General features: G+C 50.2%; 9 protein-coding genes. All 9 read left to right on the top strand.

Annotated features, from left to right (window positions below):
- The first annotated feature begins 50 nt into the window (after positions 1 to 50).
- The 9 genes from ACFQ1T_RS11630 (at position 51) to ACFQ1T_RS11590 (ending at position 16,705) form a co-directional block, all read left to right on the top strand.
- Positions 51 to 947 carry a class II glutamine amidotransferase gene (locus ACFQ1T_RS11630; RefSeq protein WP_018987290.1) on the top strand — a complete coding sequence of 299 codons (897 nt, stop codon included), beginning with the start codon at positions 51 to 53 and terminating at the stop codon, positions 945 to 947.
- Positions 935 to 1,627 (top strand): GltB/FmdC/FwdC-like GXGXG domain-containing protein, encoded by a 693-nt coding sequence (locus ACFQ1T_RS11625; RefSeq protein ID WP_379076791.1) that lies wholly within the window; start codon positions 935 to 937, stop codon positions 1,625 to 1,627. The genes ACFQ1T_RS11630 and ACFQ1T_RS11625 overlap by 13 nt, the downstream gene beginning before the upstream one ends.
- A 2-nt stretch (positions 1,628 to 1,629) precedes the next feature.
- Positions 1,630 to 2,967, top strand: a complete 1,338-nt coding sequence (locus ACFQ1T_RS11620; protein WP_194746950.1) for an FMN-binding glutamate synthase family protein — start codon at positions 1,630 to 1,632, stop codon at positions 2,965 to 2,967.
- Between the two features lie 259 nt (positions 2,968 to 3,226).
- Positions 3,227 to 3,415, top strand: coding sequence for a hypothetical protein (locus ACFQ1T_RS11615; protein ID WP_194746949.1), 189 nt, complete (start codon positions 3,227 to 3,229; stop codon positions 3,413 to 3,415).
- A 2-nt stretch (positions 3,416 to 3,417) separates the two neighbouring features.
- Positions 3,418 to 4,197 (top strand): hypothetical protein, encoded by a 780-nt coding sequence (locus ACFQ1T_RS11610; protein WP_313988779.1) that lies wholly within the window; start codon positions 3,418 to 3,420, stop codon positions 4,195 to 4,197.
- Positions 4,198 to 4,457: 260 nt separating this feature from the next.
- Complete coding sequence (locus ACFQ1T_RS11605) at positions 4,458 to 5,312, top strand: YihY/virulence factor BrkB family protein (RefSeq protein ID WP_379076787.1); 855 nt, start codon at positions 4,458 to 4,460, stop codon at positions 5,310 to 5,312.
- A 126-nt stretch (positions 5,313 to 5,438) separates the two neighbouring features.
- Positions 5,439 to 5,762: a helix-turn-helix domain-containing protein gene (locus ACFQ1T_RS11600; RefSeq protein WP_379076785.1), complete on the top strand. Its 324-nt coding sequence runs from the start codon at positions 5,439 to 5,441 to the stop codon at positions 5,760 to 5,762.
- Between the two features lie 351 nt (positions 5,763 to 6,113).
- Positions 6,114 to 13,256, top strand: a complete 7,143-nt coding sequence (locus tag ACFQ1T_RS11595; RefSeq protein ID WP_379076783.1) for an O-linked N-acetylglucosamine transferase family protein — start codon at positions 6,114 to 6,116, stop codon at positions 13,254 to 13,256.
- Positions 13,253 to 16,705, top strand: a complete 3,453-nt coding sequence (locus ACFQ1T_RS11590; RefSeq protein WP_379076780.1) for a tetratricopeptide repeat protein — start codon at positions 13,253 to 13,255, stop codon at positions 16,703 to 16,705. The genes ACFQ1T_RS11595 and ACFQ1T_RS11590 overlap by 4 nt, the downstream gene beginning before the upstream one ends.
- The last annotated feature ends 1 nt before the right edge of the window (position 16,706 follow it).

Raw genomic sequence — 16,706 nt, 5'->3', positions numbered from 1 at the left:
TGTGAGTGACGCATTGGTCATCGAACATGAAGTATTGATAGGAGAAAATGATGTGTGGGATTGTAGGATTACTGGTTAAAAACCAGAGTATGCGCGCGAATATCGGCCAATTGATGATGCCGATGCTGATTGGGATGACAGAGCGAGGCCCGGACTCTGCTGGCATGGCTGTGTTTACCTCGCCTGTGGATGCAAATGCGTTGAAATATAGCCTGTATGCACCGACGGCAGATTTTAGCTGGAAGGCATTGGAGCAAGCGTTTAATTCAGAGCACTCAGATCAGGTCACTCTCGCGGTGAAGGGGAATCATGCGATTCTCACCTCGGCAGTGGACACCGTGAAAGTAAAAAGCTGGATCAAGCAAGCCTATCCGCAGATTCATATCCTTTCTGTGGGTCAATCGATCGACGTGTACAAAGATACCGGCCTGCCTGCCGATGTGGCTGCGCGTTACGATTTGCCAGCATTGAGTGGCACGCATTTGGTTGGGCATACACGGATGGCGACTGAATCTGCCATTACCCCAGCGCATGCGCATCCTTTTACAGCAGGCACAGATTGGTGCCTGGTGCACAATGGATCCCTTTCTAACCCCAACAGCCTCCGTCGCAAGCTGCAACATGAAGGTATCAATTTTGAAACCGACAATGACACTGAAGCAGCCTGCCGCTTCCTTGAGTGGCGTATGCGTGAAGGTGACGATTTGAAAACCGCCCTGGAACATGGTTTCGACGAGCTGGATGGTTTCTATACATTGCTGATGGGTACCAAAGATCAATTGGCCTTAGTGAGGGATCCATTTGCATGTAAGCCTGCAGTGGTCGCGGAGCATGATGATTATGTCGCGATCGCTTCAGAGTTTCGCTCTTTAGCCCACCTTCCTGATGTGAAGAATGCTCACGTTTTTGAACCTTCACCAAAGGAGATGTACGTATGGAAAGTCTAAAATTTGACTTGGAAAATACCGAGTTGAGAACCGTGAATCAATATCTGCATCGTCCTGCAGCAGAGTTGAGTGGTAAAAATGTGGTCATTAGCAACCCCAATGGGGCTCACAACATCGCAGTTGGCCTGAATGCTGAGGTGAATGTCACAATCGATGGTCACGCCGGATATTACGCCGCAGGCATGAACCAACTGGCAACAGTCACTGTGACCGGCAGTGCATCCACTGGCGTAGCTGAGAATATGATGTCCGGCGTGGTACATGTGAAAGGCTTCGCTTCTAATGCTGCTGGCGCAACGGCGCAAGGTGGCTTGTTAATCATTGACGGTGACGCCGGGCTTCGCTGCGGCATCTCGCTCAAAGGGGCTGATATTGTGGTTGGCGGTTCTGTGGGAAGCTTTTCCGCATTCATGGCACAAGCTGGCAATCTGGTGGTGCTTGGAGACGCAGGCGAGGCATTAGGCGACTCATTATACGAAGCGCGACTGTTTGTGCGCGGTAACGTCAAGAGCCTGGGTGCCGATTGTGAAGAGAAGGAGATGGATGAGGAGTCACGCAATATTTTAGTGGATCTTCTGGCCAAATCCGGCCACGCAGACGTGGATCCGGATAGTTTCAAATTATTTGGCTCTGCACGCACTCTCTATAACTTCCATGTTGATAACGCAGGAGCATATTAATCATGAGCGATACCTCTAAAAAAACTCCGCAAACAGAACCGCGTTTTTCTGCGACGTTCGATCCGGGTACGATGTCAGAAATTCGCCGTGCAGCAGCCACCGGCATTTATGATATTCGTGGCGCGGGTGCTAAACGAAAATTGCCACATTTCGATGACCTATTATTCTTGGGGGCTTCTGTCAGTAGATATCCACTGGAAGGTTATCGTGAGAAATGTGGCACAGATGTGGTCCTCGGAACACGTTATGCCAAGAAACCTATTCATCTCAAAACACCAGTGACTATCGCGGGCATGAGCTTTGGTGCGCTGTCTGGGCCAGCAAAAGAGGCGCTGGGCCGTGGGGCAAGCGCAGTCGGTACCAGTACAACCACTGGGGATGGCGGTATGACGCCTGAGGAGCGTGGTCAGTCTTCGATTCTGGTCTATCAATACTTGCCTTCCCGGTATGGCATGAATCCAGATGATCTGCGGAAAGCGGATGCCATTGAAGTGGTGATTGGCCAAGGCGCGAAGCCTGGTGGCGGGGGGATGTTGCTGGGCCAGAAAATTAGTGACCGTGTCGCGAAAATGCGTTGCTTGCCAAAAGGTGTCGATCAACGTTCTGCATGTCGCCATCCAGACTGGACTGGTCCAGATGACTTGGAAATTAAGATTGCTGAACTGCGTGAGATCACGGATTGGGAAAAACCAATTTATGTGAAGGTGGGGGCGACGCGTCCATATTTTGATGTCACTCTCGCTGTTAAATCGGGTGCCGATGTTGTTGTACTCGATGGTATGCAAGGTGGGACCGCTGCCACACAAGAGGTGTTCATTGAACATGTGGGCATCCCGATTCTTGCGGCAATTCGACCAGCTGTACAGGCACTGCAAGATATGGGTATGCACCGTAAAGTTCAGCTGATTGTTTCAGGTGGTATCAGAAATGGTGCTGATGTCGCTAAAGCCTTGGCATTGGGCGCAGATGCTGTTGCTATCGGCACCGCTGCATTAATTGCGTTGGGTGATAACGATCCACATCTGGAAGAGGAATACCAGAAACTTGGGACCACTGCCGGCGCTTATGATGATTGGCATGAAGGTAAGGACCCAGCAGGGATTACTACACAAGATCCAGAGTTGATGAAGCGATTAGATCCGGTGAAAGCTGGCCGTCGTCTTGCAAACTATCTCTCTGTGCTGACGATGGAGGCTCAGGTGATTGCTAGAGCATGCGGTAAATCTCATTTGCATAATTTGGAGCCTGAGGATTTGGTGGCACTCACGATTGAATCCGCTGCCATGGCCAAGGTTCCGCTCGCAGGCACTAACTGGATTCCAGGCGCGTCTTCGTTCTGACATAAAGCGACTAATCAATACTGCAAGAAGGGGCAAGGCTAATAGGTCTTGTCCCTTGACGTTTGGTAGATGATCGTAGGGTTATCCTTTGGCCTTTACTCTATCCAATGTGCCAGTAGAGGAGAGCTGTTCGCTTTTGAACGTTACTATTATTCCATTCAAGGTTTAATATTTCAGACTGTCGCAAAAATAGCCTTAGCCATCCTCATAGTTGACAAGGCTGCGAGATTGCGACATTCTTAGCCCAACGGAGGTCGAAATGCTATTCCTAAAGATGAGCGCCAATAGTAAGTTGCTGGCAGAGCAGGTCAAAAATGCAAAGAAAAAATACCCGACATTGAAAGTGGTCGGTCGTGGCACGGTGACGATTAACCCGGCCAGCATTGTCAATTCAGCCAGTTTCCAGGCAGATGCTTCAAAGATTGCGAATCTTCCCCTGCAAAAATAGCCATGGGGGTGTTATTTGTTCTGCTGATTCTGGTTTCAGGGTTTCTTGTTTGTCATTACCATCCCCAGTACTTCTTTAAGCTGCATCGATACGAAGGCCAGTATCTTTACCTGCAAGCGGCCTATCTCGGTATTCTCTGCCTGATCTCGGCGGCCATTTTTCATTTTTTGTTGATCAATCTGTCAGCGATCGCGGTGTTTGAGGGGACGCGTACTCTTGGTATCGATTATGTCGATTTGCTGGCCCGTTATCTGCCGGATAGCCTGGGACTCACCGAGGGGGATAAAAAACGCTATGTGCTGTTAGGTGTGATTGCCCTGACGACATTGTTGATGCCGTTATTGATTTCAAAGTGGGTGTATTGGCGGCTTAAACATTATTTGCAGCTCGATAGTGATGAAGAAGTGGATATTGTCATTATGTCGGAGTTGTTTTCTGACAGTCCTTTGGACCAGTTGCTGTTTTCGGCGATGATTAACGACCGCAACCTGATGTTGGTGCTGGATGACCGCAAGGTGTATGTGGGGCGGGTGGCCACTATGGGCGAGCCCAACGAGAATGAGGGTGCGGATCAGGAAATCAGTTTTCTGCCTTTTGTGAGCGGTTATCGCGACAAAGACACGTTGCAGGTGATGTTTACTACCGATTACAAAAAAGTCGGCGACAATTTGCCGCTGGTGATCCGGCAAGAGTCGATTGTCAGTGCGCGTGAGTTTGATTTTTCTGTGTATGATACCTTTCAGGAGACTGGTAGACCTTCAGCAGGTCTAGCCACTACCTAATCTGTAAGCGGATCCCAAACGGTTGGGTGATGCCTTACAAATCTTTGAATACCAATCCCGCATGCTTCGCCGTAACTCTGTGCGGTCAGCCGCCGCGCAGTCCGTCGGCCATTTCTGACAGCGAGATACCCCTTTGACCGATAGGGCGTGGCCGTGCCCTTGGGTATGCTGGAGTCAGGTTTCTGCTGCGTTTAACGTTGGCAAAGCTACCCCTTGCTGCTAAACGGCAAGTCTTTATAGTCTATGCATGGATAATCTGGATGAAACAAGTCTGGCTACTGGTGAAAACGGCCTTTGTCGGTTGGCGGGATGATTACGCACAAAGCATGGGTGCCGCCCTGGCTTACTACACGTTGTTCTCGATTGCACCGCTTTTATTGATAGTGATTTCAATTGCGGGGCTGATATTTGGGCAGGAGGCTGCGCGCGGCGAAATTATTGGCCAGTTGAATAGCTTGATGGGGCAACGTGGCGCGGTGGCAATACAAACCCTGCTAGAAAGCGTGAGCCGACCGTCCGAAGGCATTGCTGCCACTGCCATTGGGGTGGTGCTATTGCTGGTAGGGGCGACTTCTGTGTTTGGCGAGTTGCAGGACTCGCTGGATCGTATCTGGAAAGCACCGATGCGGGAAGGCAGCGGCTTGTGGCACTTGCTGCGGGTGCGCTTGTTATCGTTTGGCATGATCTTGGGCATCGGCTTTTTGCTCATGGTCTCACTAGTGTTTAGCGCCGGGCTGGCGGCGATCAGCAAATGGTGGTCGCCGGTGTTTTCTGGCTGGATACTGATTGCGGGGATACTGAATACCGTGTTCAGTTTTGCATTGACGACTGGTATGTTCGCCATGATTTACAAGACCATGCCACGTGCACAAATTCAATGGGATGAGGTCTGGATAGGCGCCATTATCACGGCAGTCTTATTCACCATCGGCAAGTGGCTGATTGGCATTTATATCGGCAACAGTGCATTTTCCAGTGCCTATGGGGCAGCTGGGTCCATTTTGGTGTTATTGATCTGGGTCTATTACTCCGCGCAGATATTCCTGATGGGCGCCGAATTGACGCGTGCCTATTCGCATGTGATGGGCACGGCAAAGCGTATTGACGTTGATTGAACCAAGTCAGCCTAGCATGCGTCTTTTCACGTATCGCAAACACTTTATAAAATTGTATAATGTTTTGTGTCCTCAGGCAGTCGCGTAGTTGAGGAGGATTGATATCGATCAAGCCCAGGCATTCATGTGCAGACTACACTTTATCCAAGTGTGGCATCGCGCTTGAAACACGCGAACAATCAAAAGTTGTCAGGAAGTTGTGTGATTTACGTAGAGTTAAAGACCGTTATTTTAAAAAAACAATTAGAGTGGGGCAGAACCATCACCATCACCGAAATTGCAGATGCAAGCGGGATTAGCCGCATGACTTTGCACAGAATGCTCAAAGACCGGACCTATAATGCCAGTACCGAGCACTTGAACAAGCTATGTGCTTACCTGCAGTGCGATTTATTTACCCTGATCCGTTGGGAGCCTGATCTGCCAGTCGCGCAGGTACATGTTGCCTGAACATCGCCTTGTACTTGATCACAGGTCGTCCTCGCCAGGCTTCTTCCCTGGCCAGACTGTCCTTTCCGCTATATTTGTTATCCCACCTGGTTTTCTTGCCGGTCATGTCTCATGAGCGGGGCATGTTTACGGCAGCCCTGATCTTTTCTTTAATGGTTGCGCGTGTTGGTATGCTTCTGACATAAAACGATATTTTCTCCTCAATCCAGAGCTGGTGCGGCTTGGCAAGCATTTCGTCTGGGCTGTCACCATGCTGAACACATAAGCTGGCTGGTGTTTTCCGCTTTTTTTAAGCGATGCCTTTGCACAGGAGTTTTCAATAATAAGAGAAAATTTTTGGAACTCTCTGTTATGAACAAGCTTGCTGTCACCCCGTTTGCCCAGGATAGCCAAACACATGGCAGCGCACCTGGCCGCCAGCAACTGTTGCAGCAGCTGGCACAGCTTTGGCAGCAAGGGGCCACTGAAGCCTGCTTTAGCATTGCCCGGCAGTTAACAAGTGAGTTTCCAAAAGAGGGGATTGCCTGGAAAATTTTGGGCGGTTTACTGCAACAGCGCGGTGACCTGCAAGGCGCCGGCGAGGCCCTTGCGCAAGCCGTCAAGCTGCTTAAAAAAGATGCAGAGGTATTCTTGAATGCCGCGAACGTAGCCGCGCAACTGGGGGATGTGACCCTGGCCACCAAGCATTATCGTCAGGCGATCCGTTTGAATCCATCCATGACCCGCGCTTATGCCAATCTGGCCAGCTTGCTCAAAGAAGCCGGGCAGCAGAAAGAAGCCGAGAAACTGTTGCGTACCGCTTTGCAGCTTAACAAGCACGATGCACTGGTATTGTTTGACCTGGCAGCGTTGCTGCATGAATCCGGCAAGTCACTTGAGGCTGTGCAATATTATCGTCAGGCGCTAGAGATTGAGCCTGACAATGCCGTGCTGGCCTACAACATGGCACAAGTCTTGTTTGTCCTGGGTAACCTGGATGAGGCGCTGGTACATTTTCAGCGCGCCATTGATCTGAACCCGACCTATTTTGATGCATTGCACCAGTACGGACAGTGTCTGCGGCAAAAAAACCGTTTTAAGGAAGCCGAGCAAGTGTGGTTGCAAGCCCGGGTACTCAATCCTGAGAGCTGGCAGTTGCTCAATGACCTGGCTCAACTGTATAAACAGTTACAACAACCGTTGGAATATGAAGCTTGCGCCAAGGCCATCATGCAGGTCAAAGCGCCAGAGATCGAAGAACTCAATAACTTTACCTCTACCCTGATTAACCAGCAGTTGCTCACTGAAGCAGAACGTTATTGCAAGCAAGCGATGAGCCTGGGGATCGAAGATCCGTTTACCTATTGCAATATGGCTTTGCTGCTGTATTACAAACAAGAGTATGCACAATCTCTGGAATATTATGAAAAAGCGTTGCAGCTCAAGCCGGACTGCGCCGCTTTTTGGAGTAACTACAGTGTTTCGCTGCGTTTGGTTGGTGAGGTGGAGCGTGCCCGGCAAGCCCTGGAAAAGGCGATTGCGCTGGATCCTGAGTATCTGGACTCTTACATCAATCTGGGCAGTGCCTATCTGGAGCAGGGCGATGTCAAGCTGGCGGTGGAGACTTATGTCAAGCTCATCGCACGCGCACCCCATTTGGATAAAGCTTACCGTAACCTGTTATACACCAACAGTTTTGCCAATGAGCTGAGCCCGAAAGAGCATTTAAAGTATGCACGTGCCTGTGGTGAGCAGTTCATGGCCAAGGCTGCACCTTTCAAAAACTGGTTGGTCAACGCGCAAGACCAGCGTTTGCGCATTGGTCTGGTCTCTGCAGATTTGCGCAGTCATCCGGTGGGCTATTTTCTTGAGCATTGGTTAAAACATATTGATGCCGGTAAAACAGAAATCTATGCTTACTCAGCCGATGGGCGTGAGGACAATTACAGCCAGGTCTTGAAAAAACACTGCACGCAATGGCGTTCATTGGCTGGCATGAATGATGCCCGTGCTGCCAGCCTGATCCGTGAAGATGGTATTCATATTTTGCTCGACCTCTCTGGCTATACGGCTGATAGCCGCGTGTCATTATTTGCCTGGCGTCCGGCGCCCGTGCAGGCCTCCTGGCTGGGCTACTGGGACACCACAGGCCTGCCCACCATGGATGCGGTGATTGCTGACCCGGTCAGCGTGCCTGCGGGTAGTGAAGGGCAATTTACCGAAAGCGTTGTCAAACTGCCGCATACCCGTTTGTGTTTCTCTGCCCCTGAGTCCGAAGAGCAGGTGAATGCGCTGCCAGCCTTGCAAAATGGCTATGTGACCTTTGGCTGCTTTCAAAAATACAGCAAGGTCAGCGACGAGGTATTGGCGGTTTGGGCACAAGTGTTTCTTGCGCTGCCTGCGGCCAAACTTTACTGGCAGTGCAAGGCCTTTCAAGATGATCAGATACAAGCTGAAGCCCTGACCAGACTGCAACAAGCCGGTATCCAGCCTGAACAATGTGTCTTGATGCGTCCCACAGCGCGAGATGCCTATTTCAAAAACTATCATGCTGTAGACATGATTCTGGACAGTTTCCCCTTTAACGGCGGGACAACGACTTGCGAAGCCTTGTGGATGGGCGTACCTACGCTGACCATGCCGGGCGAGACCATGATCTCCCGCCAAGGCGCCAGCATGATGAGCAGCGCTGGCTTGCCAGAGTGGGTTGCCGAAGATAAGAAAGCTTTTGTACAAAAAGCAATTCAATTCGCTGCGGATTTACCTGCTCTTGCCAACCTGCGGGCAGGCTTACGTGCGCAAGTGATGCGCTCCCCATTGATGGATGGCGAGCGTTTTGCACGCGATATGGAACAGTTGCTGTGGAATGTCTGGAGCGAGCGGGTGACGGGTATTGCCGACGCGCTGTTGGCTAAAACACGCATTCAGGACGCTTATGCCGGTGAGGATCCAGTCTGGATCATTAGCGCCACTCGGGCCAGTGAAGAGGCCTTCTGGACTTCTTCTGCACTCGGTGTATCGCTCAAGCGGCATATGCAGCAAGATGCCAGAATCGTTCCGTATGTGTATTACGAAAATACACGCGGTCTATCCGAAGTTTTTAATGAGGCCGTTGCCATCGCGCCTGACAATGCGCTGGTCATTTTTGCCCATGACGATATCTGGCTGGACCAGAACCCTTTTGTGCAAACTGTGATGGATGGCCTGGCGGCCTATGATGTGATTGGCGTCGCCGGCACTGCGCGCATGTTGCCCAAGCAACCGGCATGGTTATTTACCGACCTTGCCTTTACCTGGGAGCAGTCTGCGTTCTTGCGTGGCAAGGTTGCGCACAGCGAACACCCGTTTGGGCACAACACTTATTTTGGTGCTGAACAAGGCGATTGCGTCTTGATGGATGGTGTCTTCATGGCCGCCTACAAACGCACGCTGACGCAAGCCAACGTGCGCCATGACCCGCAATTTGATTTTGAATTTTATGACCTGGATTTTTGCCGTACAGCGACTCAGGCAGGGCTCAAGCTCGGTATTTGGCCGATCAGCCTGACGCACCAGAGCATGGGCAATTTTGGCAAGCAGCGCTGGCGTGACAAATATCAGATGTATCTGCGTAAATGGGGCGAGGGTGAGGCTGCAGTTGGCACGCCAATGACGGCTGAACTTGGCGCGGCGCTTGAAGAAGTGTTTACACTGGCTCTGCAGCATCAGCAAGCGGGTGATCTGCAAACTGCGACACAGTTATATCAAGAGATTCTGGCGGTTGCCCCGCAATCCGCCCCTGCCTGGTTTAATCTGGGACTCATCGCCTGGGCGCAAGGGCATCAGCAAGAGGCCGTGGCCTGTTTTGCGCAAGCCCATGCTGCACAGCCGGCTGAGTGGGAGTATCTGCAACATTATTTGGTGGCCATGCATGCCACGGCGAGTGCCGATACCTTGGCTGCCACCTTTGAGCAAGCCATGGCATTGCCGCAGCATGCGGAGGCGGTGCACCAGCTTGCCGAAGCGTTAAAGATGCCTAGGTTCACTCGCCAATCCGTGCAACATGCACAAGCTTCGTCGCAAGACGCAGCCATGCAACCGGATGCCTCCCAGCAACAAGCCTTGCTAACAGCGTTTGAGCAGCAACAATATGGACAAATGGAACAGGCCCTGCACACCTATTTGGGGCAATATCCGCAGTGGCTGGCGGGCTGGAAAATGCTGGCGGATGTCTTGATGCTGCAAAAAAAGGATGCCAGCGCTGCGGCCAAACAGGCCCTGACATTGAATGCGCAAGATCCACAAGAACATTGCTATTACGGCATCGTCCTCAAGGCCAAGGGAGATCTGCCTGGAGCGGCAACAGCCTTTCAACAAGCGATTGCCCTCAAGTCGGACTACGCTGCGGCTTACAACAATCTGGGGACAGTCCTCAAAGATCTGGGGCAGGTCGAAACGGCTATCGAGCACTTTAAATGCGCATTGGCCTTGCAACCCAACTATGCCGATTGCTTCAGCAACTTGCTGTTTTGCATGACCCACGCAGAACACATAGACAATGCCGCACTCATGCAAGCACATCAAGCCTATGCCGACTTGTACGAAGCACCACTCAAAGCAGCCTGGCTACCACATCAGAATACACGTGACGTGCACAGACCACTCAATATCGGCTGGGTCTCTGCAGATTTCAGGGCCCATTCGGTCGCGCACTTTATGCTGCCTTTACTTAGTGAGCTGGCAAAAGAAACCTCTCTGCGCTTGGTTGCCTATGCCAATCAACCGCTGGTGGATAATGTCACCACCCAGATGCAGGGCTATTTTTCAACATGGTACGAAGTCTCATCCTGGTCAGACCAGGCATTGGCCGAGCAAATCCGGGCTGACGGCATTGACATCCTGATTGATTTATCCGGCCATACGGCAGGCAACCGCTTGCTGGCATTTGCGCGCAAGCCTGCGCCAGTTCAGGTGAGCTGGCTGGGCTACCTCAATACCACCGGCTTGAGCAGCATGGATTATTACCTGGCAGACTCTTATCTGTTGCCAGCCGGCCAGTTTGATGACCAGTTTACTGAAAAGCTGGTGCAGCTGCCGGTGAATGCTACCTTTATCCCATATGAGCAAGCGCCAGAGGTGAATGCCTTGCCTGCACTGAACAACGGCTATGTCACGTTTGCTTGCTTTAACCGGGTCCTCAAAATCACCCAGGCTACCGTGCAACAATGGGCTGCGTTGATGCAAGCCTTGCCTGACAGCCGCCTGGTGATTGGAGGGGTGGGAGAGGGCGAAAGCACGCAGCATTTGCAAACCTGGTTTGCCGAAGCTGGCATTGCCGCTAACCGCATCCGCTATTACGCACGCACTGACATGGCAAGCTATTTAGGCTATTACCACGAGGTCGATATTTGCCTGGATACCTTCCCCTCCAACGGCGTCACCACCACTGCACATGCGCTGTGGATGGGCGTGCCCACGTTATGTGTTGCCGGTGACCGCTTAGCAAGCCGTGGCGCCATGGCATTGATGCAGCATCTGGGGTTGATGCAGTTTATTGCCTCAGACCATGACCGCCTGATCAAGCAGACCCTGGACCTGTGTGCTGACTTTACAAAGTTGGCAGCGTGTCGCGCCCACATGCGTGAACACTTTTCTAACAGTTTGCTCGCCAAACCTGGCTTGCAAGCAGAGGCGTTACGCCAGATGTTATTCCAGATGTGGCAACGCTGGTGTGCGCAACAGGCCCCAGCTTCAATTCAAAGCAGATGGGTGGATGCCGACCTATCTCAACCCATTCTACATATGGAGCCAGAGATGCTTGTGGAAGAAATTGATACTGTAGAAGCCGTAAATACACTTTCTCCTGTCACGCCTAGTAGTGATTTAATGGCTGCCGCCCAGAAATTACAGGCAGAAGGAGAGATTACGAAGGCTGCTCAACTTTATCTTGCCTTGCTTAAGGCAGAACCCCAACATGCGGAAGCCAATTTCCAGTTGGGATGGATTGAAACACATACCCGCGGTGTCACATTCGCTTTGCCAAGACTGGAGCAAGCAGTCATGCTGCAGCCAGAAGTAGAGCAATATTGGGTCACCTATATTGATGCATTGATGATGCAAGACAACATTCGAGCAGCGCTCTTGGCTATTCAGCAAGGGCAGCAACATGGGTTAACCGCTGCGTCAGCAGCCATGCTGATGAATGATTGCATGCAAGCGGCGAGCCAACAGTTTGCTGAGAAAAATACGCCTGATTCAGCCCTGGTTTCTGTCGAGCAATTACAACAACAGCTATTTGCTGAAAGCAAGATGCAGACGACTGTTACCGATGACGTGCCAGTGTCCGTTGTCCCTCAGCAGCCTCTGTTAGCGCAACCTGTTCAGTGGTTTAACAAGACAAAACCACTTGCGGATCAGACAGTCTTCCCTGAAAGCTGGTTAAAGGCTTATCCTCAGGCATTGATGATTGAGTACACTTCCCGTTGTAATTTGCGCTGCAAGTATTGCTCCAAGAGTAATCCCGGCGACGACCAAATTCCTGGGCGTAATATGGATATGACAACCACAACCGTGGATGCGGTCATTCATTTAATCGAGCAATCTTCTTATAGCGAGTTGTTGCTGGCAGGAACCGGCGAGTCTACTTTTCATCCGCATTGGCGTGAAGATTTTCCACGCATGATACACGCTGGCAAGTCTCGTAATCCGTCATGTTATATCCATGTCAACAGCAACTTTGCGGCCAAATATGAAGATGAGGATTGGGCGGTCTTTGCCCAGCTAGACGGCATCGTGATTTCAATTGATACCGCTGATCGGCAATTGACACGTGAGGTACGCGCCAAGTCCGACCTCGGTTTGATTATTTACAACATTACCCGTTTGCAGACCTACTGCCAGTTTCACGGTCTCAAGTTACCCAAACTGACGGTGAACGTTACTTTATATCATGAAGCGGCTGCCGGCCTGCCTGAATTGATGGCGATGCTGTCTAATTTGCCGATCACGTCGGTGACGATTTCAGATTTGTTTGAGCGTGAAGCTACTGACAAACATGCGATTCGTCCTTTGCATAACGATGATCCGGTGTCATTCAAGCAAGCTGTCGAGCATTTAAAGCATGCCATGGAAATTGCAGATAAGCAGCAGGGCTTTCGCGTCACCATACAGCCACATTTGATGGAGAGAATCGAAGCCATGGCGAAAAGTATCAATGCTGCAGCCACTGATACAGGCGCTGTGCAGGCCGATCCGCAACTTTCCACCAAGCTTTGTTTGCAGCCTTGGACACGCTTTACGCTGGCTGCCGATGCTGCGATCTTCCCTTGCTGCATGACTGAAATGGATCCGGTGGGCAATATTGATAGTGGCAAAGAAGAGGAAGGGTTGAACGGTGAAGGGATACGTGCCTTCCGTCATGCATTGCTGCGAGGTGATATGCCAAGCTCCTGCAAGCATTGCACGAATGCACCGGATGTCAGCCCACAAACCCTGCAGACAGCAATCCATGAACTTTCAAGAAAGGCCAATGCATGAGCCAGGACACTATCAATCAGATGAATGCCACGCCGGAGCAACTGATGGCTGAGGCCAATGCGCTGGCAGATCAACCGGAACAAGTGCTAAGACACTATCAGGCTATGTTGCAGCAATATCCTCGCTATGCGCCTGCTTATCACCAGTTTGGATTGGTTTTGCGCTCACAAGGGGATGCTGGTGCAATTGGCAAACTTGAACAGGCTGTTCAGCTGGATGCCGGGAATGAGCAATATTGGGTCAGCTACATTGAGGCCTTGATGTTTTGCGCGCAATTGCAAAAAGCAGCTGCGGCAATTCAATTAGGGTTGCAGTATGGTTTAGGACTGTCAAAAGCACACGTACTGGCCCAGACATGTGTAGACATGATGGAAGCGGCCGGATCTTCAGTCATGGCCACTGCAAGCGAAGTGCCTGCTTCATTTGTCAAATCAGGCAACGTTGCTAAGGTTAAAATTTACCAGGCCTATTATTCAGAACAAAGTCGCCTCGAGTTGGATAAAGGATTTATTCCGTTTGATAACCTGGCCAATCCCCGACCAGATTGGCGTGAGTATTGGTTTATGCGTCAATACTTTTTAAATGAGGCGCTAGATGAAGAGACCTTCTATGGCTTCTTCTCGCCAAAGTTTTCTGAAAAAACCGGGTTAAGTTCTGCAGAGGTTTACCGTTTTATCGAGGCCAATGCTGATCAGTCAGACGTGATTCTTTTTTCACCTTTTTTTGACCAGACCGCGTTTTTCCTGAATCAATTCCATCAAGGTATCCTGGCCCATCAAGGCATTGCACCTTGCTTTGAATTGGTGATCAATAAAATTGCGCCTCAAGCCGAGATGGACACACTCATCATGCACAGCGAAAACTCTGTGTATTCTAATTTCTTTGTGGCAAAACCTAGCTTCTGGCGAACATGGCTGGCAGCTTGTGAAGATTTGTTTCATGAAGCTGAAGAGGGTAAAACGCTGCTCGCAAAATGTTTGAATGCCGATACTACCCATGAACATAAACTTTTGCCGTGTAAGTCATTTGTGTTTGAACGGATTGTTTCTTTGATGTTGGTGACACAACCGCAATGGCGGGTCAAAGCTTATGATTCAAGTTTAATGCCACTGGTCAATTCGACATTGGCTGAATTTGTGACCATGGATGAATTCAAGGCATTGGATGAAATAAAAAAACAGGCCTGTAAGCAGCACTGTGATGTGGATAGTTTGGGCTACACTGCTTTGAAAGATAAGATCGTTGATCGGATTAAGCGCCATCGGTTAAATCAGCTCGAGCAAGCGATTGAGGAAGTGTATGCGCAGGCCGAGCAATTACAAGCCGCAGGTGAGCTTCAAAAGGCGATGGCTTTATATGAAGATATTCTCAAGAATCAGCCACAACATGCCGGGGCCAATCACAATCTGGGCTTTATTGAAACGCATACGCGGGGTGTTGAAGCCGCCTTACCCAAGTTTGAAGCAGCAGTCATGGCCAGGCCTGAGGTTGAACAATATTGGGTGAGCCTGATTGATGCTTATATCTTAGCGCAAGACTTTCCTGCAGCTTATGAGGCGATCAAGCAAGGCCAGAAACATGCATTGACTGCACAAATGGCTCAGCTATTAAATCAGGAGTGTCTAGAGAAAACCGATAGTGCCTGGCGCTTGCAAAAAGAAACCGAGACCGCATCGCTTGTAGAGTCAAACTTGATGACGCATGCGGCAATAGAGGCTTTGTTGACGCAAGCACAAGCTTTACAGGCAGAAGGTAATTATCAGTCTGCCAAAGCACAGTTACAACAAGTGTTACAAGCTGATCCCAAACATGCCAGGGCTAATCATGACTATGGACGATTGCTCGCAGAAACAGAGGCATTAGATGCCGCGTTACCATATTTGGAAGCAGCGATTGCGAATGCCCCTCAAATTGAGCAGTACTGGGTCACCATTATTGATGCCTATACCCAGTTACATGCCTTTAAAACCGTGTTTATGGCAATCAGCGAGGCTAAGAAGTATGCCTTTTCTGAGGCAATGCATGACATGCTATATGAGGAAGTTGTCAATTACGCGATTGGTCTCATTGGCAATCCTCAAGTTCAACAAAGTCCGGTCATGGAGGGGTTGATAGACGCTACCGGCCTGCTGCAGGAGATTGTGACAGCCAATGTAGCCGATATTCAAAGAGGCCAGTCTAGCGGAGCGTTGATTTCTGGCAATATGGATTTAAGCGCTTGTGAGGCCTTTATACAACGCTTTCCAGCTTTGATGGAGACCGATAAACTGATTAATTTTGTGCGTGCAGTGGTCTTGAAGCTGATGTGGCTGCCAGAATTTACTGGTCATAAAATATTTGCACCATATTTTGATCAGTTACTTGCCAACATAGACTTGGGTATTCCAGCCGTAGTACCACGCAATGCCAAACTGGCAAACATTGTTGTTGCCACCGAAGTCTATGACTTTGGCGGACATACCAAGGATATTATTACCATGCTGCATCAGCTTGAGAATCCCATGCTGGTGATCACCGATGTTTATGCAAGATTTGCAACACAATCGTTTTACAAGAATATTCAAAGCGCGCTGCCACAGTGCCCTGTTTTAGTCCTGCCACAAGAAAGCTTGCTGGCCAAAGGCCAACGTTTGGCCAGCCTGATTAATACCTATGCCCGTAATGTGTTTTTGTTGACGCATCAGGATGATGTCGCTGCGGTCGTGGCTTGTCAGCCTAATTTTGAGACGGATTACTACTTTATTCACCATGCGGATCACAATTTGTCAGTAGGGAGCCGCGTCCCCCATTTGAAACATGTCGATTTGTATGGGCAACGAGCCATCAACTGTCATGAAGATTTGGATCGCGAAACATTGTTTTTACCAACGACGGCTGTTGACCAAGGGGTTAAAACTTTTGACTATACCTCCGGCAAGTTGAATACAGTCACGGCTGGCACTTTTGCCAAGTTTAAAACCGAGGGTGCGATTGCTTTTCAGGAGTTGGTCTGCCAGGCATTGTATCTAGGCGAAGGTCAGCATTATCATTTTGGTGAGATTCAGGCCCCTGTGCTGCAACAAGTGCGGGACTACCTAACGCAAAAAGGCTTGGATGTAGCGCGTTTTGTCTATATGGGCAACGTGCCATCCTTATGGCAAGCCTTGCTCGAGATTGATGCACATGTGTTTATTGGCTCTGCCCCTATTATGGGCGCTAAGTCGGATATTGAGGCGCAGGGAGCCGGCTATCCTTTACTGGCGTTTAAAGCTCTGGATTGCCCGCGTCATCTTAACGTTGGCAGCCATGCCCCTGAGACGATTTACTGGCATGACATGGAGACGTTTATCGCCGGTTTAAAAGCATTGAATGCTGATCATTCGAAGTATGCAAAAGCGGCACGTACCTACTATGAGCAGGCTTGTTCCATGAGCGCTTATCAAGAGGTATTGGGGAAAATGAGTCACTAGT

Origin of the sequence: Methylophilus glucosoxydans (genome assembly GCF_042676145.1) — a bacterium.
GTDB classification, from domain to species: Bacteria; Pseudomonadota; Gammaproteobacteria; order Burkholderiales; family Methylophilaceae; genus Methylophilus; species Methylophilus glucosoxydans.
This window is presented reverse-complemented; position numbering and strand designations above follow the sequence as displayed.